At 63.7% G+C, this 24,725-nt stretch carries 33 protein-coding genes; 16 read left to right on the top strand and 17 right to left on the bottom strand.

Annotated features, from left to right (window positions below; all coding sequences use genetic code 11):
- Positions 1–149: 149 nt before the first annotated feature.
- Positions 150–728, bottom strand: a complete 579-nt coding sequence (locus tag HY852_RS27285) for a DUF2380 domain-containing protein (RefSeq protein ID WP_291608071.1) — start codon at positions 726–728, stop codon at positions 150–152.
- Positions 729–915: 187 nt separating this feature from the next.
- Positions 916–1,353: a hypothetical protein gene (locus HY852_RS27280; protein WP_291608070.1), complete on the bottom strand. Its 438-nt coding sequence runs from the start codon at positions 1,351–1,353 to the stop codon at positions 916–918.
- A gap of 266 nt (positions 1,354–1,619) precedes the next feature.
- Here HY852_RS27280 and HY852_RS27275 point away from each other — a divergent pair, with 266 nt between their 5' ends.
- The 3 genes from HY852_RS27275 (at position 1,620) to HY852_RS27265 (ending at position 2,964) form a co-directional block, all read left to right on the top strand.
- The gene (locus tag HY852_RS27275; protein ID WP_291608069.1) at positions 1,620–2,003 is read left to right on the top strand and encodes a RidA family protein; all 384 of its coding nucleotides are present in this window, start codon (positions 1,620–1,622) and stop codon (positions 2,001–2,003) included.
- Positions 2,004–2,182: 179 nt separating this feature from the next.
- Positions 2,183–2,443, top strand: coding sequence for a hypothetical protein (locus HY852_RS27270; protein ID WP_291608068.1), 261 nt, complete (start codon positions 2,183–2,185; stop codon positions 2,441–2,443).
- 269 nt (positions 2,444–2,712) lie between these two features.
- A complete protein-coding gene (locus tag HY852_RS27265) occupies positions 2,713–2,964 on the top strand; it encodes a hypothetical protein (RefSeq protein ID WP_291608067.1) in 252 nt (83 codons plus the stop codon).
- A gap of 157 nt (positions 2,965–3,121) precedes the next feature.
- Here HY852_RS27265 and HY852_RS27260 read toward each other — a convergent pair whose 3' ends face one another.
- Together HY852_RS27260 and HY852_RS27255 are read right to left on the bottom strand one after the other, a co-directional pair.
- Positions 3,122–3,658, bottom strand: a complete 537-nt coding sequence (locus HY852_RS27260; RefSeq protein ID WP_291608066.1) for a transposase — start codon at positions 3,656–3,658, stop codon at positions 3,122–3,124.
- A gap of 68 nt (positions 3,659–3,726) precedes the next feature.
- Complete coding sequence (locus tag HY852_RS27255; protein ID WP_291608065.1) at positions 3,727–4,215, bottom strand: J domain-containing protein; 489 nt, start codon at positions 4,213–4,215, stop codon at positions 3,727–3,729.
- 110 nt (positions 4,216–4,325) lie between these two features.
- Here HY852_RS27255 and HY852_RS27250 point away from each other — a divergent pair, with 110 nt between their 5' ends.
- The 4 genes from HY852_RS27250 to HY852_RS27235 all read left to right on the top strand — a co-directional run bounded on the left by HY852_RS27250 (position 4,326) and on the right by HY852_RS27235 (position 7,406).
- Positions 4,326–5,093, top strand: coding sequence for an SDR family oxidoreductase (locus tag HY852_RS27250; RefSeq protein ID WP_291608064.1), 768 nt, complete (start codon positions 4,326–4,328; stop codon positions 5,091–5,093).
- Between the two features lie 130 nt (positions 5,094–5,223).
- A complete protein-coding gene (locus tag HY852_RS27245) occupies positions 5,224–5,652 on the top strand; it encodes a hypothetical protein (protein WP_291608063.1) in 429 nt (142 codons plus the stop codon).
- 296 nt (positions 5,653–5,948) lie between these two features.
- Positions 5,949–6,188: a helix-turn-helix domain-containing protein gene (locus HY852_RS27240; protein ID WP_291608122.1), complete on the top strand. Its 240-nt coding sequence runs from the start codon at positions 5,949–5,951 to the stop codon at positions 6,186–6,188.
- 45 nt (positions 6,189–6,233) lie between these two features.
- Positions 6,234–7,406 carry a cytochrome P450 gene (locus HY852_RS27235; RefSeq protein ID WP_291608061.1) on the top strand — a complete coding sequence of 391 codons (1,173 nt, stop codon included), beginning with the start codon at positions 6,234–6,236 and terminating at the stop codon, positions 7,404–7,406.
- Between the two features lie 61 nt (positions 7,407–7,467).
- Here the strand turns inward: HY852_RS27235 and HY852_RS27230 are convergent, their stop codons facing one another.
- Both HY852_RS27230 and HY852_RS27225 read right to left on the bottom strand, forming a co-directional pair.
- A complete protein-coding gene (locus HY852_RS27230; RefSeq protein ID WP_291608059.1) occupies positions 7,468–7,686 on the bottom strand; it encodes a hypothetical protein in 219 nt (72 codons plus the stop codon).
- Between the two features lie 89 nt (positions 7,687–7,775).
- Positions 7,776–8,042 (bottom strand): DUF2277 domain-containing protein, encoded by a 267-nt coding sequence (locus tag HY852_RS27225; RefSeq protein WP_291608058.1) that lies wholly within the window; start codon positions 8,040–8,042, stop codon positions 7,776–7,778.
- Between the two features lie 143 nt (positions 8,043–8,185).
- Between HY852_RS27225 and HY852_RS27220 the strand changes: the two genes are divergently transcribed.
- Both HY852_RS27220 and HY852_RS27215 read left to right on the top strand, forming a co-directional pair.
- On the top strand, positions 8,186–8,431 hold the full coding sequence (locus HY852_RS27220; RefSeq protein ID WP_291608056.1) for a DUF2188 domain-containing protein: 246 nt from the start codon (positions 8,186–8,188) through the stop codon (positions 8,429–8,431).
- A gap of 131 nt (positions 8,432–8,562) precedes the next feature.
- On the top strand, positions 8,563–9,060 hold the full coding sequence (locus HY852_RS27215; RefSeq protein ID WP_291608055.1) for a hypothetical protein: 498 nt from the start codon (positions 8,563–8,565) through the stop codon (positions 9,058–9,060).
- 231 nt (positions 9,061–9,291) lie between these two features.
- On the opposite strand, the gene bfr is transcribed toward HY852_RS27215, so the two are convergent.
- From bfr to HY852_RS27200, 3 genes are all read right to left on the bottom strand, one after another.
- The gene (gene bfr, locus HY852_RS27210; RefSeq protein WP_291608054.1) at positions 9,292–9,780 is read right to left on the bottom strand and encodes a bacterioferritin; all 489 of its coding nucleotides are present in this window, start codon (positions 9,778–9,780) and stop codon (positions 9,292–9,294) included.
- Positions 9,781–9,911: 131 nt separating this feature from the next.
- Positions 9,912–10,184 carry a (2Fe-2S)-binding protein gene (locus tag HY852_RS27205; RefSeq protein ID WP_291608121.1) on the bottom strand — a complete coding sequence of 91 codons (273 nt, stop codon included), beginning with the start codon at positions 10,182–10,184 and terminating at the stop codon, positions 9,912–9,914.
- 170 nt (positions 10,185–10,354) lie between these two features.
- On the bottom strand, positions 10,355–10,705 hold the full coding sequence (locus HY852_RS27200; RefSeq protein WP_291608053.1) for a hypothetical protein: 351 nt from the start codon (positions 10,703–10,705) through the stop codon (positions 10,355–10,357).
- Positions 10,706–10,884: 179 nt separating this feature from the next.
- On the opposite strand from HY852_RS27200, the gene HY852_RS27195 reads away from it, so the two are divergent.
- Positions 10,885–11,208, top strand: coding sequence for a hypothetical protein (locus HY852_RS27195; protein ID WP_291608052.1), 324 nt, complete (start codon positions 10,885–10,887; stop codon positions 11,206–11,208).
- 212 nt (positions 11,209–11,420) lie between these two features.
- Positions 11,421–11,699: a hypothetical protein gene (locus tag HY852_RS27190; RefSeq protein ID WP_291608051.1), complete on the top strand. Its 279-nt coding sequence runs from the start codon at positions 11,421–11,423 to the stop codon at positions 11,697–11,699.
- 78 nt (positions 11,700–11,777) lie between these two features.
- Here HY852_RS27190 and HY852_RS27185 read toward each other — a convergent pair whose 3' ends face one another.
- The 3 genes from HY852_RS27185 to ettA form a co-directional block, all read right to left on the bottom strand.
- Positions 11,778–12,995 carry a lytic murein transglycosylase gene (locus tag HY852_RS27185; RefSeq protein WP_291608120.1) on the bottom strand — a complete coding sequence of 406 codons (1,218 nt, stop codon included), beginning with the start codon at positions 12,993–12,995 and terminating at the stop codon, positions 11,778–11,780.
- Between the two features lie 105 nt (positions 12,996–13,100).
- The gene (locus HY852_RS27180) at positions 13,101–13,685 is read right to left on the bottom strand and encodes a TIGR00645 family protein (RefSeq protein ID WP_291608050.1); all 585 of its coding nucleotides are present in this window, start codon (positions 13,683–13,685) and stop codon (positions 13,101–13,103) included.
- A gap of 216 nt (positions 13,686–13,901) precedes the next feature.
- Positions 13,902–15,554, bottom strand: coding sequence for an energy-dependent translational throttle protein EttA (gene ettA / locus HY852_RS27175; protein WP_291608049.1), 1,653 nt, complete (start codon positions 15,552–15,554; stop codon positions 13,902–13,904).
- A 240-nt stretch (positions 15,555–15,794) separates the two neighbouring features.
- On the opposite strand from ettA, the gene HY852_RS27170 reads away from it, so the two are divergent.
- Positions 15,795–16,016: a hypothetical protein gene (locus HY852_RS27170; RefSeq protein WP_291608048.1), complete on the top strand. Its 222-nt coding sequence runs from the start codon at positions 15,795–15,797 to the stop codon at positions 16,014–16,016.
- A gap of 131 nt (positions 16,017–16,147) precedes the next feature.
- Positions 16,148–17,107: a D-2-hydroxyacid dehydrogenase family protein gene (locus HY852_RS27165; RefSeq protein ID WP_291608047.1), complete on the top strand. Its 960-nt coding sequence runs from the start codon at positions 16,148–16,150 to the stop codon at positions 17,105–17,107.
- Positions 17,108–17,115: 8 nt separating this feature from the next.
- Here HY852_RS27165 and HY852_RS27160 read toward each other — a convergent pair whose 3' ends face one another.
- A complete protein-coding gene (locus HY852_RS27160) occupies positions 17,116–18,084 on the bottom strand; it encodes an NAD(P)-dependent oxidoreductase (protein WP_291608046.1) in 969 nt (322 codons plus the stop codon).
- 197 nt (positions 18,085–18,281) lie between these two features.
- A complete protein-coding gene (locus tag HY852_RS27155) occupies positions 18,282–19,457 on the bottom strand; it encodes a L,D-transpeptidase family protein (protein WP_291608045.1) in 1,176 nt (391 codons plus the stop codon).
- A 354-nt stretch (positions 19,458–19,811) separates the two neighbouring features.
- Between HY852_RS27155 and HY852_RS27150 the strand changes: the two genes are divergently transcribed.
- On the top strand, positions 19,812–20,633 hold the full coding sequence (locus HY852_RS27150) for a hypothetical protein (RefSeq protein ID WP_291608044.1): 822 nt from the start codon (positions 19,812–19,814) through the stop codon (positions 20,631–20,633).
- Between the two features lie 6 nt (positions 20,634–20,639).
- Here HY852_RS27150 and sseA read toward each other — a convergent pair whose 3' ends face one another.
- From sseA to HY852_RS27135, 3 genes are all read right to left on the bottom strand, one after another.
- Entirely contained in the window at positions 20,640–21,497 is an 858-nt protein-coding gene (sseA, locus tag HY852_RS27145) for a 3-mercaptopyruvate sulfurtransferase (protein ID WP_291608043.1), read from the bottom strand.
- 103 nt (positions 21,498–21,600) lie between these two features.
- Positions 21,601–22,011: a rhodanese-like domain-containing protein gene (locus HY852_RS27140; protein ID WP_291608042.1), complete on the bottom strand. Its 411-nt coding sequence runs from the start codon at positions 22,009–22,011 to the stop codon at positions 21,601–21,603.
- A gap of 133 nt (positions 22,012–22,144) precedes the next feature.
- Positions 22,145–23,320, bottom strand: a complete 1,176-nt coding sequence (locus tag HY852_RS27135; RefSeq protein WP_291608041.1) for a VWA domain-containing protein — start codon at positions 23,318–23,320, stop codon at positions 22,145–22,147.
- Positions 23,321–23,482: 162 nt separating this feature from the next.
- Between HY852_RS27135 and HY852_RS27130 the strand changes: the two genes are divergently transcribed.
- Together HY852_RS27130 and HY852_RS27125 are read left to right on the top strand one after the other, a co-directional pair.
- Positions 23,483–23,728, top strand: a complete 246-nt coding sequence (locus HY852_RS27130; RefSeq protein WP_291608119.1) for a GlsB/YeaQ/YmgE family stress response membrane protein — start codon at positions 23,483–23,485, stop codon at positions 23,726–23,728.
- 97 nt (positions 23,729–23,825) lie between these two features.
- On the top strand, positions 23,826–24,668 hold the full coding sequence (locus HY852_RS27125) for a MoxR family ATPase (protein WP_291608040.1): 843 nt from the start codon (positions 23,826–23,828) through the stop codon (positions 24,666–24,668).
- The last annotated feature ends 57 nt before the right edge of the window (positions 24,669–24,725 follow it).

Here is a 24,725-nt window from a genome sequence, read left to right as displayed (position 1 = left end):
CGTAACCCGCCACTTCGGCTTCGACAAATCTGTCATTCATCACGGATGGTGGGTTACGCCTTCGGCTAACCCACCCTACGCACGCTACTAACCCACCCTACGCACGCTCATGCGGGCTGAAACGCCTCCATCCCGAATCCCACGCGCCTTCACTGCCTCGGCATGGCGTCCTTGAGTGTGTCGCCGACGAACCGGGCGGCGCGGCGAAAGGCTGTGTCGTTGTCGCCGCGGAAGCTCACCGTCCGTCGCAACAGCAACTTGTTGTTTTCGAGATCGAACAGTTCGACATCGCCCCACTGCACCAGTGTGCTCATCTTGCGGATGCCGCCGTAGGCGACAAACCGCGCGCCGGACTTCCGCGCGGCGGCGACGAATTCGTCCACCGGCATGCTTGTGGCCGTGCAGGGGCGCCGGTCGCATTTAACGGCCAGCACGCGATAGTCGCCGCTGCTGCCGAGATCGTCGCGCAACAATTCGGCGAAGGTCGCCACGAGCTTGGCATGCTTGGCGCTCTGATCCGCAGGTTCGCCCGACGTGTCGACATAGTCGAAATCCGCCACCGCGACGGTGACCGGCGTCGCGGCACGCGCGGCTCCGGGATGCAGCGACAGCATTGCGGCGACGCATATCGCCGCGAACGCAGCCTTGGCGAACGCAGCCTTGGCGAGCGCGCCGCCGCCGGGCAACGCCCCGCCGCGGCGCCATGGCACACGCGTTGTTCGATCCATGATGCTCCTCCCGAATGCCGGCACCGGTTCGGGAGGAGCATAGCAAGAGCAGCCCGGATGAGCGAAACGATATCCGGGTTCCCGCATGTCGCTGGCGCTCATGCGGGCTACTGGTCAGGGTTGCTTGATTGAACCCTACTGCGGGAAAATTGGTGGGTCGGCTAACCCACCCTACGATTCCGGGCGATTACCTCAACGTAATCGCGAGCCCGCTGAGATCCGCGTTCGCCATCAGGCCGATCTGCTGGCCGGACAACTCCAGTACCGCGCCCTTCTGATTACTCAGCACGATGGCGCGGGCGCCGGCGCCGACGGCTAGTCCCGCGCCGGCCGCGCCGTAGACGCCGGCGACGTCCGACGGGCGGTTGATGTTGCTGACGCGGCCGCGCAATACCGTCTTCGAGCCGCCGAAGACGAGCCCGTAGTCCAGGCCGCCGGTGGAGAGCGGATAGCTGCGGCCGCGGAAGTTCAGGACGCCGCTCCCGCCCGAGCCGCCGATGATCCAGCCCGCCTTGTAGATCGTCAGCGTCACGGTGCCGCTGTCGGCGCTCGCGGCAGTCAGGCCGGCGCCCGCAAAGGCCGCAAGGGCGATCAGCGCCGCGCGGAGGGTGGAGGAAATCTTCATGGGTAAGTCTCCCGATGTTTGGAGGGCCGGCGCAATGTTGCGAATTCGAATCACGCGCACAATTCTAGCCGACGGATTGGGTCGGCAACATGTCACGGCCCAGCGCGGCCGCTGCTGGAAGGTATGACGCATCAGCCTGGAGCTCGGTTCACCTCTCCCCCTGGGAGAGGCCGGGAGTGCCTTTGCGGAGGCCACGTCATTCATGAGTTGCAAGAGACCCGCATGTCGCTACGCTCATGCGGGCTACTCGTCCCCGGAGGTGACCCATGTCGATCCAGCACTTTGCGCCCCCGCCCAACATCAAGGCCCCGCCGCTGTCGTTTGCCACCCGCGTCGGCGATCTCCTGTTCGTCTCGGGCATTCCCGGCTTCGACGACAGGGGCGCGCTGCCCGACGGCTTCGAGGCGCAGTTCGGCAATGTCGTCACCAACATCAAACGCGTGCTGGACGAGGCCGGCGCCACCTTCCGCGACCTGGTCAAGGTCAACGTGCTGCTGACGCGCGCCGCGGACGTGCCGGGGATGAACGCGCTCTACGCCGGCGCGTTCGGACCTGCGCCCTATCCCGCCCGCACCACCTGCGTGGTGCAGGCGCTGCCCGACCCGAGAATGCTGATCGAGATCGAGGCGGTGGCTTCGCTGGCAAGATGACGAATATCCCGATGCATGCGCATCTGCGCTGAAATTGGCGTGAACGATCGCGTTTCACGTCTTGCAACTCTCACGCTTTTGCAGCACCAGTCTCCCGTTCGCCGTCGCAAAGGCCGGACACCGCCGCGAAGACGTCAGCCGGGGTGGCCCGAGGTCACGTATCCCAAAGGAGAATTCTCATGCGTCGCGTTGTCCTTCTCTGTGCCGCAGCGGGCATCGCTGCCTCGGCCCAAGCCGCCTCAGCTGCGCCCGCGCGGACTGGCTATTACGTGATCCGCTGGGAGAATACCGGCATTTGCCAGATCTGGAACGAGGAGCTGAAGTACAAGCCGCTGCAGTGGCCGTCGACGTACAAGATCGTCAGCAGGCCGATGCCGACATTCTCGGCCGCGATGGCCGTGCAGGAAAACATGCGGCGGCAGCGCCGCTGCACGCTGTAAACGCCGCCGCTCGCGCGGCCGACGCTTTCTGCATCTGCTTCTTTTCATCAACAAGGGTGGGTTACGCTACCCACCCTGCGGTCGTCGCAGGCTGCAACGGTTAACGCCCGTTCTGCCGTGAAATTCCGGCATTCTCCTGCTGATCCCGTTTGAACCTGATTTCGCCACGCCGCCACTCACTCCTTGTCCGGGGCCCCCGCCCCGCGCCACGCCTCCCCAAGCATTGCCGGGAGGTGCATCACCGTTTTGTTTTGAGGAGTGAGAAAATCATGCGTCGTCTTTCCATGCTGTGTGCCGCAGCTGGTATCGCTTTCACCGCGTTCGTCGCGACCAGCCCGGCGCAGGCCGGCTACCACCTGATCAAGTGGCAGGGCACCGGCTTCTGCCAGGTCTGGGACGAGAGCATTCCCACCAAGCCGTGGCCGTCCGACTACAAGCGCGTCAGCAAGAGCGTGCCAACCTTCACCCGTGCGCTCGCGGTCAAGGATTACTTCATCAAGAAGCACTGGTGCGCGTTCTAAATCAGCGTTCATGACAGATCGCAAGGCGGGCCGTGGCGCATAGCGCCGCGGCTCGCTTAGCGTTTGTCGATCGCTCTACTCGTAGCCCGGATGAGCGAAGCGACATCCGGGATTCCAAGGCGATCTGCTGCTGGTATCGCGGGGGCAGCTCAGGTTTCTATTCTGGACGTTCTCCGAAAGTGCCAGCATCTTCCCGGACGTCACCTGCCCAATCCTCGGGAAGCAGCCCCGCTCGCACGTATCGGTGGAACGACGAGTGAGGCCAGTCTCGCACGCGCGCCGCGTGGCCGTGCTTGACCGGATTGAAATGGATGTAGTCGATATGTCGTTCCAAATCGCCTTCGTCGCGGATCGTATGCTCCCAATACCGGCGTTGCCACAATGCCAGTTCGCCATTCGACCTTCGTGGCAATCGTACCCCGGCGTTGAGAAGTGCACTGCTGAAATGGCCCTTAATCCTTCTCCAACGGCCAGGAAAGTCAGCATCCCCTTGGGGAAGCGTGAGGATCGCATGCAGGTGATCAGGAAGAACGGCAATTGCGTCGATCTCAAATGGCCGCTCCCGGTGGGCTGCCGTGAACGCGGTGTGCAGCAAGCCAACGTATTCGACAAGGAGCTTCAGTCGGCGATCGGCTATGGTTACCGTGAAAAAGAACGTGCCACCCGGAAGAAAGCTTCTTCGATACTGGACCATCGGCCAACTGTCTCCCGGATGTCGCTTCGCTCATCCGGGCTACATCATAGACCAACGGCGGCCACCGCTCACGCTTCCTTGTGCGCGCCGGGATGGATCAGGATATCGCGCGCCGCGGCGAGCTCGCGGAAGGCGTCCTCGCTGCCGCCGGCATCGGGGTGCAGCGTCTTGGCGGCGTGGCGGAATGCCCGGTGGATGTCATCGCAGGTAAGCTGCGCGCCGTCCGGCAGGCCCAGCGTCTTGCGGGCGTGCTGCTCCTGGGAGAGCGGTTTCGGCAGCGCACCGCGCCGTCCGAACTTTGGCGAGACCAGATCGTGCAGCACGTCGAACAAGACGCCCAGCCGCCGCCGAGCCGCGATCGTAATCTCGCGATTGTCCGGATCGAGCGCGGCCTGGCGCAGAATGGGAACGGCCTGTGCCGCCGCGTGGCGCAGCGTCGCGTCGGAGCTGCCGCGCGCGATTTCGGCCGCCAGCCGCCCCGCCTCGTTCCAGTCGATGGCGGCCGTCGAGCGCAGGCGTTCAAGGGCCACTTTCCAGATGTCAAACCGATCCGTCATAGGATGCCAAACTCGACAATCCGCGCGAGTATGCAAGCGCGCCGTTTCGGACCTGTTAATTTTGAATTAGCCTGTCTCGAAACTTCGAAACAAATCCGGGAGAAAGTTCCATGGCCGTGCTTGCCCATCACATCGCCGTCGTCACCGGGGCCGCCTCCGGCATCGGCCGCGCCATCGCGGCGGGCTTTGCGCGGGAGGGCGCGCACGTGGTGCTGCTCGACATCAACGAAAGTGCGCTGCTCCAGGCCGCCCGCGAGATTCACGGCTTCGGCGGCAAGGCCGATCATTTTGCGCTCGATGTCACCCGCCGCGAGGATTGCCTGGCGCTGGCGAAACGGGTCGCCGACGAGGTCGGGCAGGTCTCGATCCTCGTCAACAATGCCGGCATCGTGCGACGCAACGCGTTCACCGGGGATGCGGAGGTCGCCGCCAAGGACTGGCAGGATGTCCTCGCCATCAATCTCGACGGCGTCTTCAACGTGACGCAGGCGTTCCTGGCGCCGCTGCGCGCGGCCAAGGGGCGCATCATCAACATCGGCTCGATCCAGTCGTTCGTGCACGTGCGCACGCCGAGCTCGGTCGCCTACACCACCTCCAAGCACGGCGTGCTCGGATTTACCAAGGCGCTTGCCGCCGAACTCGGCAAGGAGGGGGTGCGCGTCAACGCGATCGGACCCGGATTCATCGAGACGCCGATCAACGAAAAGGCGCGCGCCACCAATCCTGCCCTGGTGCAGACCTTCCTCGACCACACCCCGCTCGGCCGTGCCGGCAAGCCGGAGGACATCGTGGGGCCGGCGATCTTTCTCGCCTCCGATCTTTCCGCCTATGTCACCGGCTCGATCGTGATGGTCGACGGCGGTTATAGGACGATTTGATGCGCCGTCATTACGAGCGCCATAGGTAGCACTTGTGCCCATGAAGACATGCAGAACGCTTGTTGCCGCCCTTATCACCCTCGCTGCCCTCTCCACCTCCCCCGCGTGCGCAGGCCATTGGAAGCATCAGGTGATTCCGAACGACGGCGACGTGCTGACCTACAACGAGGACGGCAAGGTGATCTTCTATCTCGGCTGCGGACGCGGCTTTGCCCTGCACGCCAGATATCCGGGACAAGCCGCTCACGAAGGCAAGGCCCGCATCACGATCTCGACAGCCAGGGGCAAGATGGGTTTTGACGGCGAATTCGAGGAGCCGTTCGAAGCCAGGGATCCCGTGCCGATGAATTTGGCGACCACGTTCCGGCAAACCTATCTCGGCTATGCCAGGCACGATCCGCGCGTGTTCGGCGACAAGTGGAATGCGCAAAAGGCGCGCTTCCTTGACCTGTTGGACGCGAAGGGCGCGATCACGATCTCGGCCGGAAAGGACAGCTATCAACTGCCGCCGATCGATGCCGGCAAGTGGCACAAGGCGCTGAAGGAGTGCGGGAACTAGTCTTGCTTCTCCGATCGAGCACGGCTCCACAAAGGCGTCGGTGTGGCTCGATTTGTAACTTATGATGGCAGATTTTGGATTCTCCCCAGCGCGGGGGCGCTGCTTACCCTGCGTTAACCTTTCATTAACCAACTCCGCCCACCGTCTCGCGTGCTGGGGGTCGTTTGTTCTCCGATCCGTTTTCCGAACTGGAAGCGGGCGTTGGTCGGGAGGTAAGAATGACCCAGGAGTTTGTTTGTGAAAGCCTTTACGAATCCGTTCTCGATTCCGTCCGCGGCTGCTTTGTCGAGCCCGAAATCGGTGCGGCAGGTCCCGCACCTGCGCTGCATTCCCTTGCTCCAAACGAAATCGTCCCGCTCCTGATCGGGTCCACCGTCGAAGAGATCGAGCGCGAACTCGTGCTGCAGACGCTCGGGCGTTGCGACGGCAACCGGACCCGCGCCGCGCGGGTGCTGGGGGTGTCCGTCCGCACGCTGCGCAACAAGATCCGGCTCTATGCCGCGCAGGGGATCGACGTTCCTCCACCCGATGAATAGGGTGCCTCCAGCCGGGCGATAGTCCCAGGGTGGGGGAAAGGTCCGATGTCCAACGCGCCGCGCTACGAGATCGATGTCCCAAAGTTCTGGGCGGATCCCTATCCCGATCTCGCGCGGATGCGACAGCAGGCACCGATCGCCTTCGTGCCGCAGCTCGGCTCTACGGTTTTCACCCGCAGAGACGACATCTTCACCCAGGAAAAGCGCATCGACGTGTTCTCCTCCCACCAGCCGCAGGGACTGATGAACCGGCTGATGGGACACAACATGATGCGCAAGGACGGCGCGGCGCATATGGCCGAGCGCGCCGCGATGTTTCCTTCGGTATCGCCGCGGGCGGTGAAGGAAAGCTGGCTTAGAAAGTTTCAGGCGCATGCCGACCGTATCCTCGACGAGCTTTCACCGCGCGGAGAGGCCGACCTCGTCAAGGCTTTCGCGCTGCCGCTGTCGGCGGAATGCCTGAAGGACATCACCGGGCTGACCAACATCCGCTACCAGGACATGGACGCCTGGTCGCAGTCCATGATCGACGGCATCGCCATCTACACCGGCGATCCCCAAGTGGAAGCGCGCTGCAACAAGGCTACCGCCGGCATTGATGCTGCGATCGACGACATGATCCCGGTGCTCAGGAATCATCCGAACACGTCCATCCTGAGCGTGCTCCTGGCCGCGGGACAGCCGATGGAAAGCGTACGCGCGAACGTCAAGCTTGCGATCTCCGGCGGGCAGAACGAGCCGCGCGATGCCATCTCGGGCGCGACATGGGCGCTGCTCACCCATCCCGGGCAGCTCGAGCTCGTGCGTGCCGGGAAAGCAAGATGGATCGACGTGTTCGAGGAATATGCGCGCTGGATCTCACCGATCGGCATGTCGCCGCGGCGCGTGGCAAAGCCCTGCTCCTATGGCGGAGTCGATTTCGAATCGGAGGACCGCGTGTTCTTCATGTTCGGCTCGGCCAATCGCGACGAGAGCTGCTTCGACGAAGCCGACCGCTTCGACATCACGCGCGACACGTCGAAAAGCATCGCCTTCGGCGCGGGTCCGCATTATTGCGCAGGCGCCTTTGCCTCGCGCGCAATGGTCGCCGAGGTCGCCCTGCCCAGCGCCTTCGCGCGCCTCAACGGCCTGCGGCTCGATGCTTCCCCACCCGTGAGGATCGGCGGCTGGGCGTTTCGCGGGCTGCTCAATCTGCCGGTGAAGTGGGCGGTGAACTGAGACGCGAAAGGCTGCCGAACTTCCCGTGCGGCCGTTCATCGAGAGCTGCCAGGATCAGCGCTCAGTTGCCGGCGCGGGAATCGTCATTGCCGAGCATGCCCATGCGCTCGAACTGCCAGCGCATGGCGCGATACCAGAAATAGCCCACGGCGGCGCCGCATATTGTGAGGATGACGAGGCTGACATGGTCGTGGGAGCCGCTCCACCACATCATCCAGGCGGTCCACAGAACGGTGAAGACGATCGCGCCCGCCTTCAGCAAGATGATAGACCTGTTCATGGCACAGCTCCGGTTCCTCAACTCGGACCGCCATTATCGCCATCGCGGACGCAACGCACCGTGAGCCCGGTCACAGAGCGGCAGCCGCGTCAGCCAAAGCGCAGCCGCGAGCGTTCCCTCGCCTTTTCCGCCTCGACGGCCCGGTCGCGCGCCGGCCCATGCGTGTGGAGCGAGGCCAGCAGCCGCCGCGCGGCGTCCGAGACCTCCTCCACCGCACGCTCGAATGCGGCTTCATTGGCCTGCGAGGGCTTGTTGAAGCCGGAAAGCTTGCGCACGAACTGAAGGGCAGAGGCGCGGATCTCCTCCTCGGTCGCGGGCGGATCGAAGTTGAACAGGGTTTTGATGTTGCGGCACATGGTTTCTCCTCTGCCGGCACGAGCTGGCTGCGTATTCCTTGAAGACGACCGGGCCTTTCGAATTGCGACAGTGACCTCGTGGCCTATTCTGTCATAGAATTGGTGTTGGTCCCTTCGGCGGCAAGGCAGAAGCGAGTTTCACGATGAGCCATGTGACTTACAAGGTCGTCGAGCATGACGGTGGCTGGGCCTATACCGTCAACGGCGTGTTTTCCGAGCCGTTCGCGACCCATGCCGCGGCGCTGGCCGCGGCCCGGCGCGCCGTGGCCGAGCAGCGCGTGCCGGGCCGAACCGAGGTGATCGAATACGAAACGCCGGATGGCAAGTGGCGCACCGAGACCGCCGCCGGCAATGACCGGCCGGAGACCGATGTCGAGGACAGCGCGTAATGTCGCAACGCCCGCGCTATCCGATCGATTTGGCCTGTCGCGGCGCGGGCTGGATGCTGCTGTTCCTCATACTGTTCCAAGCGCCATCCGCTCACGCTTGTGCCTGTTGCACCAATGAGGGACAACGCAACGTGGCTACCGTTGCGCTGGATGCGGCAAAGCGACAGGAGATTGAAAGCGTGCGCTTCGGCGACAAGGCCACGCTGTTCACCGGCGAGGCCGACGTTGCTGCAATAAAGGGCATCGCCACGCCGTCAGCGAAGTATGATCTCACGGCAGGATGGTCCGGGGACAGGCTCGTGCTTTCGTTTCGCGACAGTAACGGTCACACCGGCACGTTGTCTCTGGTCCGCCCGAATGCAATCTCGGTGTTCGAAGTTGATCCACGCGACCGCCCCCCCGACGCCGGTCAGGGCCCCACGCTCTACAAGGAATGGAAGCTCTCCGCGCCTGCTTCCGGAAGCGGAATATTCCAGCCGGGCATCGCGCCGCGGCAAGTCCTCACGCTGGTCCTGCAGGGCAGCGGCAATGGCTGCACGAGCGGCATCGATTTTTCGCACTGGACGCTGGTGATGCAGGGACCGAAGGCCAACTACACCTTGCTGGGCAAATTGCTGACCGCAAGATAAGCCCGTGATAGACTTCGCCCCAGGCCGCCCAGCCACACGACAGAAGCGTGCATCGAACTTGCCGATCCGATCGCGCGGCAACGCAGGTTCCGGGTAGCCGGCCACGGCACGATCGGGTCGAAGCATTCAAATTCGGAGAAATGCGACGACCAAGGTTCGCGCTTCCGGCCTGGCCGCCACTCCAAGCCCAGCGCGCGCGATCGCCAAGGCTCGGCCCGGGGGCCGGTGCGGCTAGCTCCCCTCGCTCTCCAGTCCGCCGACGTGGCTCTGGGTATAGAGCTCAAGGCCGATACGCCCGATCAAATCGAGCTGCGTTTCGAGGAAATCGATGTGATGCTCCTCGTCCTTCATCAGCTTCTCGAACAGGTCGCGCGAGACATAGTCCTGCACGGCATGACAATGCGTCGCCGCCTCCTGATAGAGCGCCCGCGCGCTCATCTCGGCGGCCAGATCGCATTCGATGACCTCCTTCACGTTCTGCCCGATGCGCAAGGGATCGAGCACCTGCATATTGGGGAACCCATCGAGAAAAATGATGCGATCAGTGATGCGGTCGGCATGTTCCATCTCCTCGATGGATTCCTTGCGCCAGACCTTGGCCATCTCCAGAAGACCCCAGTTCTGCAGGAACCGATAGTGCAGCCAGTACTGATTGATCGCTGTGAGCTCGTGACGGAGACCCTTGTTGAGATATTCGATGACCTTCGGGTCGCCCTGCATGATGCTCTCCCGATAGCTTGAGCCGTGGCGGCTGCCAAATTTCGGTTTAGAATGCTTCCAAGAAAATCCGATGCCGATGCAAGTGTTCCCCCCAGAAAGGGAGCGGTCAAGCTTGCCCAGTGCGACGATGTTTAGCAGGCAGCCAGCGCGAACTCGGCCTCTTCATCCTCAAGCGGAGTGTCCGCCCGGTTCCGGCTGTGCCGGCATCCCGCCTGGCAGGCATCGGCACAATCACCAAGCGTCTCGTTGATGATGGCCTTGATGTTGCGGGCGCAGCGGCCGCATTCGACGTTACGGCCAAGGCAGCCGTAGACATGTTTGGCATGACGGAGGGGATCGTCGGAACCGGCGACGGCGGCTTTGATATCATGGTCGCTGATGACGTTGCAGGAACAGACGATCATGGAACGAGGCGGCCCTTCGCTGATGCACACCATTCGATATTTGAGAGCGCAGCTGGATGCAAAAGGAAATGCCGCTGTTTCAAGCAATTCCAAACTGATCCGACATTGACGATAGGATTAATCCAGGAAGCGTGGTTGCGCTGGATCAATCTCTGAACGCACGCGGGGACTCAGTCGCCGCCGCCGCCACCGTCGCCGCCTCCGCCACCACCATCGCCGCCTCCGCCTCCATCACCGCCGCTGTCGCTGCCAGTGCCACCGCCTTCACCGGCAGCGCTCGAGCCTTCATCAATCGGATTACCTGAACTGTCGAGCGCGGAATGGCTCGTGGAATGACTGCGCGAAAACCAGTTCGAGAGGACAAAGCCGTCATCGCTGCCGGAGTAGGTGCCGCCGCTGTCGCCGCCCGCGGTGTCGATACGCCTGCGCCGCCTCCGGTTCTCCGCCCGCGTCATCAGGACGTAGCAGATCGCGGCCGTGATCGCGACGGCAACGGCAAAGTTGGTCAGCGCGCTGGCCATGATCCGATCCTTGCCGGCGGCTATTTCCTACCGTCAGGACTTGCCAAAATGCCGCACCACCGCCCAAGACCTGCATTCGTCGCCAAATGTGGCGGTTCCGTTCATTGATCGTTCAAGTGAAGTGTGGAACCCTGTTGCTTAGGCAACCCCGCCACGGACAGGTCGAAAGGTAAAGGCCCATGAGGAAGTCATTCTTGGCACTCGCCGCAGTGGCGGTGATCGCGGCATCGGCGTTGGCGGCCCCGGCAGCCCATGCGCGGGGCGGACGCGTCGCAGCAGGCGTGGCGGCCGGCATCATCGGCGGCGCCATCATCGGGGGTGCCCTCGCCTCTCCCTATCATTATGGGCCGGGCTATGGGGCGGGGTACTATTACGGACCCAGCTATCCCGCCGCCGGCTACGGCTACTACGACCCCGGTTATTACGGCGGCTGCGTATGGCAGAGGCAGCGCTTCTGGGACGGTTATGGCTGGCGTGTGCGCCGGGTGCGGGTTTGCGGCTGAGGCACTGATTTCGCGTTGGAAAACAGCCTGTTTTCCGTACGTTGCCCGGAAAATGGCCCGAAAAAGACCGCTTTTTCCCGGCACTTCCGGCTGGCGTTTACCTTGGATTGACCATTTGCGCGCTTCCTTGAGGGGCGGCCAATCCAACAGCGTGTGAGTGATCTTCTAACCCGGCGCTTCTGAGAGGCGCCATCTCCAGGAGAGCCAGAGAAATGAAGAAGACAATTGCTGCCGTGCTCACGGTCGCAACGATTGCCGGTTCGTTGGTGACCGTCGCACCGCAGGCCAAGGCCGACAACGTCGGCGCCGGCATTGCCGCCGGATTGATCGGCGGCGCAATCGTCGGCGGCGCCATCGCCGCCAGCCGTCCGGCCTATGGCGGCCCGGTCTATGTCGCAGAACCCCCGCCGCCCCCGCCCTGCTACTGGCAGCGCCAGCGCTATTGGGACGGATACGGCTGGGTGGTCCGGCCCGTGCGGGTCTGCTACTGAGCTGGCCTGCCGCCTCGTCAGGCGCATTGATTGCAGCCCGGCCGAAACGCTCGGCCGGGCTTTTCATTTGCTCTCCAGTTACCGCGCCGCCTGGATCGAGCGCAGGACTTGCTCGCTTGGCCAGCAATCGACCTTCAATCCGGCAGCCTTCTGGTAGGCGCCGAGCGCCGCGCGCGTCTGCATTCCCGCCTTGCCGTCGATCTTGTCCTTGTAGAGTCCGGCGCGGGCAAGGCCCAGCTGCATGGTCTCGACGTCTGCCGTGCGCAATTGCCTGGATGCCGACCACGGCGTCGCGAATGGCGCCGGGCTCGTCATGCGGTCGCTGACATGGCCGACGAACAGCACGTAGAGATCGGAGAAGTTGTACTCCTTGATGACGAAGTAGTTCCTGGTCGTCAGGAAGGACGGCCCATAAATGCCTTCCGGCTGCAACAGCGATGCCGGCTGGGCCTGCTCCGCGGCACTCAACCTCTGCCCCCGCACCGGCGCAAAGCCCTCACGCAACCATTGACCGATTGGCTTGGTCACTTCCGGCACGCCCGTCGTGCAATCGATGTTGCCCGGCGCGCGCACCTCATAGGCCCAGCGCAGGCCGCGTTGCCAACCCTTGTTGACGAGCTGCTGCGCGGCGGACGCCAGCGCGTCCGGCGCCGAATGCCAGATGTCGACGCGACCATCACCGTCGAAGTCGACGCCGTGCTTGTAATATTCCGACGGCAGGAACTGCGTGAGCCCGGTGGCGCCGGCCCACGACGAGCGCAAGTCCTTGCGGCTCACCGCGCCATCGCCGAGGATCTTCAGCGCAAGGATGAACTCGTTGCGATACTGGTCCTTACGCCGCCCGACATAAGCCTGCGTCGCCAGCACACGCAGCGCGTCATGCGGCAAGGCGTAGCGGCCGTAATCGGTTTCGCGGCCCCAGATCGCGAGCACGACGGTCGCAGGGACGCCAGAATTCGCCTCGATCTCGGAAAGCGCGGGGCGGTATTTCTGCCACAGCCGCTGTCCCTCGGCCGCAAGACGCGCGATGCTCGCTTCCTTGAGGTAATCGGCGGGTACCTGCACGAACTCGGCCTGCGCCGGCGCGCCGGTCGCAGGTCGTCCCGGCAGGATCAGGTCGGGCAGCTTGTAATCGGGATCGAGCCCGCGCGTCTGTTCATCGAACGTCGCGCGCGAGACGCCGGCCGCCTGCGCCTCAGGCCACAGCGAGGCGATGAACTGCGTGAAGGCGGCGTCGGCTGCCCTTGTCGGCGCCTGCTGCGCGGAGACCGCAAGCAGAACAGCGGCGACGCACAGCGTGCGGACCTTGGACAGCCTGTTCACGCGATTCCGTTCCCTGCCATGACGATACGATTACCACGGCCGCAGCCGGTCATAAACAGGCCGCGGCGCGCATCCCGTTCAATGCTGGCTCTGCTGCTTCGAAGCCTCGATAGAAGCGTAGGATAGTTTGTCGACGAGCGCGATGCCGATCGCCGAAAGGATGAACACGGCATGGATGATCGTCTGCCACATCACGCCGGTCTCGGTGTACGCGGTCTTTGCGGACGTCAATGCGCCGGCCTCAATGAAGGTGCGCAGCAGATGGATCGAGGAGATGCCGATAATGGCCATCGCCAGCTTGATCTTGAGGACGCTGGCGTTGACGTGGCTGAGCCATTCCGGCTCGTCGGGATGCCCCTGCAAATTGAGCCGCGACACGAAGGTCTCGTAACCGCCGACGATGACCATCACCAGGAGGTTCGAGATCATCACGACGTCGATCAAGCCGAGGACCGCGAGCATGATCTGCTGCTCGCTGAAATCGAACGCATGCGCGAACAGGTGCCAGAGCTCCTTCAGGAAGAGTACGACGTAGACGCCCTGGGCGACGATGAGACCGACGTAAAGCGGCAGCTGAAGCCAGCGGGATCCGAAGATCAGCATCGGAACCGGGCGCAACGACACCGCCTTCGACGGAAGCGGCGTTTTCTGGTCAAGAGACATTCGCGATCTTTTGCTGGAAGGGGATTCGAGGCGGGACGGACCCTGTCTATCTATGCAATCCCGCCGCGTAGCGAAGCGACAAGTGGCCGCAGCTGCCGGCCCAGGCCCAGAAGAGGTGCCCTGCTCCGGCGTTCCACGAAGGCGGAACGCTTGCGGGCCGGCTTTCATTCAAAGGCATCCAGCGCGATGCCGCCTGGACCCGGCCCGCTCCGGCTCTTAGCGCGTCAACTTCTTGTACTTCAGCCGGTGCGGAATGATCGAATCCTGGCCCAGCCGGCGCATCTTGTCCTTCTCATAGTCCTGGAAGTTGCCTTCGAACCATTCGACATGGCTGTCGCCCTCGAAGGAGAGCATGTGGGTGGCGATGCGGTCGAGGAACCAGCGGTCGTGGCTGATGATCACGGCGCAACCGGCGAAATCCTCCAGCGCCTCTTCCAGCGCACGCAGCGTGTCGACGTCAAGATCGTTGGTCGGCTCGTCAAGCAGGAGCACGTTGGCACCCGACTTGAGCATTTTCGCCAAATGCACGCGGTTGCGCTCCCCGCCCGAGAGCGAGCCGACCTTCTTCTGCTGATCGGCGCCCTTGAAGTTGAAGGCGGAGCAATAGCCGCGCGAGTTGACCTCGCGCTTGCCCAGGAGGATCAGCTCGTTGCCGCCGGAGATCTCCTCCCACACGGTCTTGGAGCCGTCGAGCGCGTCGCGCGACTGATCGACATAACCTAGCCGCACCGATTCACCGACGGTGATAGTGCCCTGATCGGGCTGCTCCTGCCCGGTGATCATCCGGAACAGCGTGGTTTTGCCGGCGCCATTCGGGCCGATTACGCCGACGATGCCGCCCGGAGGCAGCTTGAAGGTGAGATTGTCGATCAGGAGGCGATCGCCGAATGATTTCGTCAGTCCCTCGAAATCGATGACGTTCTGGCCCAGCCGCTCGGCGACCGGAATGACGATCTGCGCAGTCTGGCTCTGCTTCTCGCTCGCCTTCTTCAACAGCTCTTCGTAGCGCTGATAGCGCGCTTTGGACTTGGCCTGGCGCGCCTTCGGCGAGGCCGCAATCCACTCCTGCTCGCGCGACAGCGTGCGCTGATGCGCGGCTTCCTCGCGGCCCTCCTGCTCGAGCCGCTTCTGCTTCTGCACCAGCCAGGAGGAATAATTGCCCTCGTAGGGAATGCCCTTGCCGCGGTCGAGCTCGAGGATCCACCCCGTGACATTGTCGAGGAAGTAGCGGTCGTGGGTGACGATCAGGATCGCGCCGGGATATTGCCGCAGGTGACCTTCAAGCCAGGAGACCGACTCGGCGTCGAGGTGATTGGTCGGTTCGTCCAGCAGCAACAGTTCGGGCTGGTTTAAGAGGAGCCGGCACAGCGCGACGCGGCGCCGCTCGCCGCCCGAAAGGGTGGTGACGTCGGCATCGTCGGGCGGGCATCGCAGCGCGTCCATGGCCTGGTCGACCTTGCTGTCGAGATCCCACAAGCCGTGCGCCTCGATCTCATCCTGCAGTCTGGTCATTTCATCGGCGGTCTCGTCCGAATAGTTGACCGCAAGCTCGTTGTAGCGGTCGAGAATCGCCTTATGCTTGGCGACGCCCTGCATCACATTCTCGCGGACGGACAGCTTCGGATCGAGCTGCGGCTCCTGCTCGAGATACCCGACCCGCGCACCCTCGGCGACCCAGGCCTCGCCCGTATAATCCTTGTCGATCCCGGCCATGATCCGGAGCAAGGTCGACTTGCCGGAGCCGTTGACACCGAGCACGCCGATCTTGGCGTCCGGATAAAAGGACAAATGGATGTTATCGAGCACCTTGCGATTGCCCGGATAGGTCTTGGACAGACCCTGCATGAAATAGACGAACTGGCGCGCCATCGGTCCCCTGAAGCCTTGGATTTGAGGAAATTTGCTGCCGCCGATGTAGCGATCCCGACCTCAAAGGGCAATGTTTTCCGTTTCTTCACCACGGATGAATACGGGATGGACACCATACCGGCGTCGAAACGTGAAAATTGAAACCAACTTTTAATTGATCCGTCCAAATCTCGCCCCGGCGCTGGAAGAAGCGCCGCCGCCGCGGCCCAGGGCCGCCGGCCAGAACAGCGAGGCAGTGTTATGGCAGCGACCAACACGACATCCCTGCCTTCGGCCGGAGCACGAAATCGCGGTAGCCGCGCCCGGCCATCGAGCGGATTCAAGGGATTCTGGTCCCGGTTCTTCACCACGGCCTTCCACCCCTACCGGCCGGAGCTCCATTACATGCGCGGACCCGGCCCCGCCTGGCGCGCCAAGTACGGCGCGGAGGAGTCTTTCCGGCTGAAATCACGCGACCTCTAGTCCAGGCACCTTTCGGCCCGGAACGCAGTATTGCAACGAAGGACCGCTTGCGCCGGCATGCTCTTGCGCGCAACGTTCCCCTGCGGCGCACCGGCTTGTGCCGCCATTTCTGGTTATGAGCGGGTCTTTCGATGACGCAGTTGCGCTGTGCAATTCTTGACGACTATTTCAACCTGGCGCTTGCGGCCGCCGACTGGTCGAAAATCTCCGACCGCGTCGATGTCACCGTGTTCAGCCATCCGTTCGCTTCCGAGGACGCGGCGGCGAGTGCACTGAAGGATTTCGAGATCGTGTGTGCGATGCGGGAACGCACGGCGTTTCCGCGCAGCCTGTTTGCGGCGCTGCCCAGGCTGAAGCTCCTCCTCACCTCGGGCATGCGCAACGCCGCCATCGACATGGAAACGGCCAAGGACCGCAACGTCATCGTGTGCGGGACCCAATATAGCCGCGACCCCACCGCGGCTCTGACCATGGGCCTGATCCTGGAACTGACGCGCGGCATTGGCCGTGAGAACGCCCGCATGCACGCCGGCGAGGCCTGGCAGACCTTTGCCGGCATCGAGATCGAGGGCTGCACGCTGGGGGTGATCGGGCTGGGCAAGCTCGGCAGCAAGGTCGCGGGGCTTGCGCAGGCCTTCGGCATGAATGTCATCGCCTGGAGCCCGAACCTGACGCCGGATAAGTGCAAGGAGGTCGGCGTTGCCTACGCGGACAAGCAAGAGCTGTTTTCGACCGCGGACATCGTCACCATCCATGTGGTGCTGAGCCAGCGCTCGCGCGGGCTGGTCGGACCCGACGACCTCGCGCGGATGAAGCCAACGTCCTATCTCGTCAATACCGCGCGCGGTCCCATTGTCGACGAAGCGGCGCTGCTGGAAACCCTGCGGCAGAAGAAGATCGCGGGCGCTGCGCTCGACGTGTTCGCGCTCGAGCCGCTGCCGATGGATCATCCCTTCCGCAAGCTCGACAACATGGTGCTGACCCCGCATCTCGGCTACGCCACGCAGGACGGCCTGCGCGCGCATTACGGCCAGATGGTCGAGGCCATCGATGCCTGGTTCAAGGGCGAACCGCCGCGACGGATCGCCTGAGAGGCGCGTCAAGCGGCGGAGCTTCGAGCCATAGTCTCCGTTGCGGCGTAGGCGAATCCTTCGCGCCAGGACGGGTGAGCGGGCCGCCAGGACAGTTCGCGCTGCGCCTTGGCGTTGGAGCCACCACGCACCTGGGTCATCATCACGACCATGTGCTCGCCGCCGAGCAGACGGCCGAGCCAGGCCGGCACATGCAGCGGCGGCTTGGCCCCGAACATCGCGGCAAGCGCCGGCAGGAAATCCCTGACCTGCGCCGGATAGTCATCGACAATGTTGTAGATGCTCCCCGGCTTGCCGTGGTCGATCGCCGCAACGGTCGCCGAAGCGGCATCCTCGGTGTGGATGAACGACCACCAGCCGCCGCCATCACCGATCACCGGCACGCGGCGGCGACGCAATTGGTCAATCATGGCGGATGAGAACATCCCCGTGTCAGGACCGTAGAAGTATCCATAGCGCAGCACGATTCCTGCGGGCGCCGATGAAGCCGTCACCGTGCGCTCCAGGTACCTGATCGCTTCCAGGGTTCGGCGAAGCTCTTCCGGAGGGTTGGGATCGAGCTCTTCCGTCTCGTCCTTGGCGGCGCTGCCGGTACGACTGAAGATCCAGCCGCAGAAACTCTGCGCGATGAAGCGCCTCGCGCCCGCTTCGTGCGCCGCCGCGAGCAGAATATCGGTTCCCCGCGTGCGCAGCTCGTTTGTGTTGGCGAATGAACGATCGAAGTGCCGAAGATCCGACACCGCCGCGAGGTCGGTCATCTCGTGCACCACAACCTCGGGCCTGGAGGCAAGGACAGCGGTTCTGATCGCATCAGAATCGAGCCCATCGGCGATTGCCGGTTGCGCGCCCATCGCCCTGATCACGCCGGCCTTGGCCGGGCTTCGCGTCGTGCCAGTGACGGAATGACCTCTCGCGACCAGCGCGGGGACGAGATGGCGGCCGACGGCGCCGGTCGCGCCTGCAACAAGAATGCGCATATCCGAGTGCTCCGCTACTTCGCTCTTCCGGAGTTTGCGTGCATCTGCCGGTTCAACGACGGAGATGCGTGATCGTTCTGGAATGTGACGCCTGGCGCCTCGATATGTCGCGGCGAACCGCGAGCCGCATCACGCGCGTGCGCAACAAAAAAGGCGCGCTGTTTGCGCGCCCTTCTGGTTTGAATTCCGTCGGTTCTTCAGCGCACCGTCACCGGAGCCGGCAGCGGCGGCACGACCGTCGGCTGCATGCCCGCGGTGCTTGGCGCGGCGGCCGTGACCGGCACGGCGGCGCCCGGTCCGGGAACCGGCTGGGCAGACGCCGTCGCTGTACCCGGCGGCGGACCGCCCGGCAGCACCACCACGCGGGTGCCGACCTTCACGCGATCGAACAGGTCGGAAACGTCGTCGTTCAGCATGCCGATACAGCCCGAGGAAACGAACTTGCCAATTGTCGACGGCTGGTTGGTGCCGTGAATGCGGTAGACGGTCGAACCAAGATACATGGCGCGCGCGCCGAGCGGGTTGCCGGGCCCGCCGGCCATGAAGCGCGGCAGGTAGGGCTGGCGCTCGATCATCTCCGTCGGCGGGTGCCAATCCGGCCATTCCGCCTTGCGCGAAATCTTCTGCACGCCGGTCCAGGTGAAGCCGTCGCGACCGACGCGCACGCCGTAGCGGATCGCGCGCCCACTGCCGAGCACGTAGTAAAGATACGTGTTTGGGGTATCGACGACGATCGTTCCGGCTGGCTCCTTGGTCTGGAACGCAACTTCCTGGCGACGCAGGTTTGGCGGAAGTTGCGCCGGCGCCGCGTCCGGCTGCTCCTCGGGCGGTAGTGCCGCGATCGTCAGCGGCCTGCCGTCAGCGCCGAGCTGAGGGGGCCCCTGCACGGTGCCGGTCACGGTGCCCGGCGCTCCGCCGATCGCCTCCGGCGGACGCGGAACCTCGCCATTCGGATACGCCGGTTGGCCCGGGGGACGGTCGGCATAGATCACCTGCGGCGGGCCGGCCGGGCGGCCATAGCGCGGATCGTCTGGCGACAGGATTGGACCGGTGGGTGCGCCGGAATAGACGGGTGCGTTGGCGGCCGGCCGGCCGTAACGCGGGTCGTTGGGCGACAGGATCGGGCCCGGCCCGGGTGGCGGCAGCGCGGCGGAGTTCTGCTGCGGCGCGGCTTCGTCATCCTCCAGGGCATCAAAGTCCGGAACCTGTTCCCCCGGACGGTATTCTGGTGGAGCGCCTTGCGGATAAGGCGCAGAATAGAAGGGTGGCTGTCCCTGCTGGATCGGGTAGCTCTGTTGGGCTTGTGCGAGCGAGGTTCCGGCCGCCGCGACCGTCGCAGCAGCACACATCGCCAGAATGTTTTTGATCATCATCGCTCTTGTATAGACCCCAGGCCCGACCGGACTATTAATGGCACATGACCGAAGATAGCGGCGCATTCAAGACAAATCGGGCCCATTTGCGTCGGACCGGCTGTTTGTAATCCCGAGCCGGACCGTTGCACGAAGGCATCAGAGAGACCGAAAACGCCTGTTCACACACTGGTGCAGCATTCGCGCCCAGATTTTTACCGAATCCGCGGGGAGCGTTGCTGTATCCTCGATTCAGCCTGATTCGCCCCGGTTTCAGCCCCATTTGGGCCGGCGAATGCGGCAAAAAAGTACCCTCACCGCGTTATTGATGGTTCAAGGGCCTTGGACAGGCTGCCAAGGCGGATTCGGCCCTCAATGCTTCCCGGCTTCCGCTTTCTGTTCGCCGCGATCCTGCTGTCGACTTCGGTCCTGGTGTTCGGGCTCGGGGCAGCCGCCCTGTTGCGGGCCACGCATGAGGAGTTCGTCAGCAATCCGTCCTGGCGGACCGGACCGCAGGAGCAAGTGTTCGCCCCGCCGACCGAGCCCAGGGAAGCTGTGCTGGCGGCGCTCCGGGTCGAGCCGCCACCGGCCGAGCTGAACTCACCGGAACCGGCGTCGCCCGCGCCTGCGCCAGAGGCTGTGACACCCCCGGCGAAGGAGCCGGAACACGCGATCGTCGTGACGCCCGAAGCCGCGGCTGAGCCCGAGAGCCAGAAACTCGAACTGGCGGCTGTCAGCCAACCCACTATCGGCCTGCCCCAACAATCCGGCGCCGCTCCCACGGCGGAACCGGCTGCTCCCGCTAGCGCGCCCGGACCGACCGAGACGCCGGCGAGTGATGCGAAACTAGCTGCCGTTCAAGAGGCGTTGGCTGCCGTTGAAGTAGCTGCGCCCGCCGCAGAGAATCCAGTCTCATCATCCTCAAACATCAAGGAGCAGGCAGCCGACGGCGCCGCCCCCGGCAATGCCGACGCTGCTGTGACCAAGACCGCGGCACTTCCCGATCCAACCGCCGCCGCCGAGCAGCAGTCGCAAGCGGAGAAGAGCGTGACCGAGCAGCGCGTGCAGCGCGCCAGGAAGCGACACCGGACCGCACGTCGATCGCCCCCGCCTCCGCAGCCGCCCGTTGCGCCGATATTCGATCCGTTCGCTCCGCTCGTGCAGCCGGCGGTCAAGCAAACCGGGCGGACCCGCTGAAAAAGATCAGGCGGGCCCGGTCGCAATCCGCGGACCGTCCGGCAATCCCCATTCGGACCACGAGCCGTCATAGAGCGCGCTGCCGCGCACGCCCAGCCGATACAGCGCAAGCGTCAAGACCAGCGCGGAAACGCCCGAGCCGCAGCTGGTCACGATGGGCTTGGCCGTATCGACGCCGGCACCGGCAAAGACCCTGCGCAGTTCCTCGAGCGGTTTCATCGTTCCGGTCGCAGCATCGAACAGAGTGTTGTACGGCACGTTGCGGCTACCGGGGATGTGACCCGAGCGGATGCCCGGCCGCGGTTCCGCTACGCGTCCCTCAAAGCGGTCTGCGGCGCGGGCATCGATCACCTGTTCGGTATTCGTACCGACGTTGGCAATCATCTGCTCCAGGTTGCGCACGCGCTGCGGATCATAGGTCGCCTTGAAGGTTACGGGCTTGGGCGTGACCTCGCCGCTCTCGAACTGCCGACCCTCGGCGCGCCACTTCTTCAGGCCGCCGTCGAGCACGCGCACATTGCTGTGGCCATAGGACAGGAACATCCACCACACCCGCGGCGCGGCAACCCAGCCGCCGGCATCATAGACGACCACGGTATCGGCATTGCCGATGCCGAGCGCACCGACATCGCGGCCGAACTGCTCGGCGCTCGGAAACATATGTGGCAGCGGATTGGAATGATCCGACACGGCGTCGACGTCGAAGAACACGGCGCCGGGTATGTGCGCGGCCAGAAAATCGTCCTTCGGCAGCGGCAGCACGCCGGGCATCTTGAAGGTGGCGTCGATGACCTTGACCTTGGGGTCGGCAAGGTGCGCGGCAAGCCAGTCAGTGGAGACGAGCGGGTCGTCGGCGGTGGTCATGATCGCAGCCTCCAGTATTCCCGGTCGTCATTGCCGGGCTTGACCCGGCAATCCATCTTCTCGAGATGATGGACACGCGGGTCAAGCCCGCGTGTGACATGCGTCACTTCTTCTTCGGCTCCCACTTCTCGACCGGCCCGCCGGCATCGCGCCAGGCGGCGAAGCCGCCGCCGATATGGGCGACCGGCTTCAGCCCCATGTCCTGCGCCGTCTTGGCCGCGAGCGCCGAGCGCAGGCCGCCGGCGCAATGGAACACGAACTTCTTGTCCTCCTGGAAGATCGGCTTTGCATAGGGGCTCTGGGGATCGATCCAGAATTCCAGCATGCCGCGGGTGCAGGAGAAGGCACCGGGGATGCGCCCTTCCCGCTCGATCTCTCGCGGATCGCGGATGTCGACGATCACGACGTCAGCGCTTTGCGCGGCCTTGATTGCCTGCTCCGCGGTCAGGGTTTCGATCTCGGCATTGGCTTCATCGACCAGCGCCTTGATGCCGCGCGTGATGTTCTGGGGCATGGTGTTCTTCCTTGTTGATCTATTCGTCATTCCGGGGCGCGCAAAGCGCGAGCCCGGAATCTCGATCCTGTGTCACAACATCGAGATTCCGGATCGGCCGCTCCGCGGCCGTCCGGAATGACGGTGGTTGTTCTTAGTGCACCAGTTCCTTCATCGCCCCTTCCAACCCCTCGATCGTGATCGGAAACATGCGATTGGTGAAGATGCGGCGGATGATGGTGGTGGATTCCGAATAGTCCCAGTGCTTCTGCTGCACCGGATTGAGCCAGACCGCATGCGGATAGGTTCGGACGATGCGATCGAGCCAGACCGAGCCCGGTTCCTCGTTGACGTGCTCGACCGAACCGCCCGGCACCATGATCTCATAAGGCGACATCGAGGCGTCGCCCACGAACACGACCTTGTAGTCGTGCGGATATTTGTGCAGCACGTCCCAGGTCGGGGTGCGGTCGGTGAAGCGCCGGCGGTTCTGCTTCCACACGCCTTCATAGAGGCAGTTGTGGAAGTAGAAATACTCCATGTGCTTGAATTCGCTCTTGGCGGCCGAGAACAATTCCTCGACCTGCTCGATATGGGCATCCATCGAGCCGCCGATGTCGAAGAACACCAGAACCTTCACCGCATTGCGCCGCTCGGGCCGCATGTGCACGTCGAGATAGCCGTGGTTGGCGGTCTCGCGGATCGTGGTGTCGAGATCGAGCTCGTCGGGCGCGCCGGTGCGGGCGAACTTGCGCAAGCGCCGCAGCGCGACCTTGATGTTGCGGATGCCGAGCTCGACATTGCCGTCGAGATCCTTGAACTCGCGGCGGTCCCACACCTTCACCGCGCGGTTGTTGCGGTTCTTCTCCTGGCCGATGCGAACGCCTTCGGGATTGTAGCCATAGGCGCCGAACGGCGAGGTTCCGGCGGTACCGATCCACTTGCTGCCGCCCTGGTGCCGCCCCTTCTGCTCCTCGAGCCGCTTGCGCAGCGTCTCCATGAGCTTGTCCCAGCCCATGGCCTCGATCTGCTTCTTCTCTTCCTCCGTGAGGTACTTCTCGGCGAGCTTCTTCAGCCACTCTGCCGGAATGTCCGCCTTCTCCATGGCATCCAGCAGGCTTTCAAGGCCCTTGAAGACCGTGCCGAACACGCGATCGAACTTGTCGAGGTTGCGCTCGTCCTTCACCAGCGCGGCACGCGACAGGTAATAGAAGTTCTCGACGGTATATTCCGCCAGGTCGGCGTCGAGCGCCTCCATCAGCGTCAGGTATTCGCGCAAGGTCACGGGGACCTGCGCGTCGCGCAATGAGGTGAAGAATTGCAGAAACATGGCAGACAGATTGCCCGGCTGACCGGCAACGTCAAGGGCCGGCGTGCGCCCGGCAAGCCCAAAGCGCGACGGGATTGGGCTGAATTCGCGGCGATTCCGATCGACAAAAGATCATCATATTCTAGAATTACCCGGCTTGGGCTTTGCGTGGGGGCTTTTTCAATGGGAATCATCGCTGCACTCGTGATCGGCGCGGTCGCCGGCTGGCTGGCCGGGCTAATTGTCCACGGCGCGGGATTTGGGCTGATCGGCAACATCGTGGTCGGGATTATCGGCGCGCTGGTGGCAAGCTTCATCCTGCCCCAGCTCGGCATCAGCCTCGGCGTCGGAATCGTCCGTGACATCGTCAATGCCACCATCGGCGCGGTGATTGTGCTCGTCATCCTTTCGCTGGTAAAACGGGCCTGACAGTTCCGAAATGGACGACGGCCGCCGTTCGCGGCCGTCGCCGTGTTGGCGCGGGGGGCGCCTTACTCAAACAACGAACAACAAGGTTGATGCTCGAATGAAGTTTACCGGCACCAAGGACTACGTTGCGACCGATGATCTCAAGGTCGCCGTCAATGCGTCGATCGTGCTCGAGCGCCCGCTCCTCATCAAGGGCGAGCCCGGCACCGGCAAGACGGTGCTGGCCGAGGAAGTCGCCAAGGCGCTCAACGCGCCGCTCCTGACCTGGCACATCAAGTCGACCACCAAGGCGCAGCAGGGTCTCTACGAATACGACGCGGTGTCGCGCCTGCGCGACAGCCAGCTCGGCGATGAGCGCGTCTCCGACATCAGGAACTACATCAAGCGCGGCAAATTGTGGGACGCCTTCACCTCCGAGCAGCGTCCCGTGCTGCTGATCGACGAGGTCGACAAGGCGGACATCGAATTTCCCAACGATCTCTTGCTCGAGCTCGATCGCATGGAATTCCATGTCTACGAGACCGGCGAGACCATCAAGGCCAAACAGCGCCCAATCATGATGATCACGTCGAATAACGAAAAGGAGCTGCCCGACGCGTTCCTGCGCCGCTGTTTCTTCCATTACATCAAATTCCCCGGCGCCGAGACCATGGCGCGGATCGTCGACGTGCACTTCCCCGGTATCAAGAAGCGCCTGGTTGAGGAAGCGCTGCGCATCTTCTTCGAGGTCCGCGAGGTGCCGGGCCTGAAGAAGAAGCCATCGACCTCCGAGCTGCTCGACTGGCTCAAGCTGCTGATGAACGAGGAGATGACCCCGGAGCAGCTCCGCGAGCGCGATCCGCGCAAGCTGATCCCGCCGCTGCACGGCGCTCTCCTGAAGAACGAGCAGGACGTGCATTTGTTCGAGCGGCTGGCGTTCCTCAGCCGGCGGGAAGTGTAGGAGAACTTCCGCACGCGTCATTGCGAGCAAGGTCATTGCGATGACGCTGTTAGTAGT

This window comes from Bradyrhizobium sp. (genome assembly GCF_016213215.1).
Classification (GTDB): Bacteria; Pseudomonadota; Alphaproteobacteria; order Rhizobiales; family Xanthobacteraceae; genus Bradyrhizobium.
Note: the sequence above shows the minus strand (reverse complement) of the source record. Positions and strands in the feature narration are given on the sequence as shown.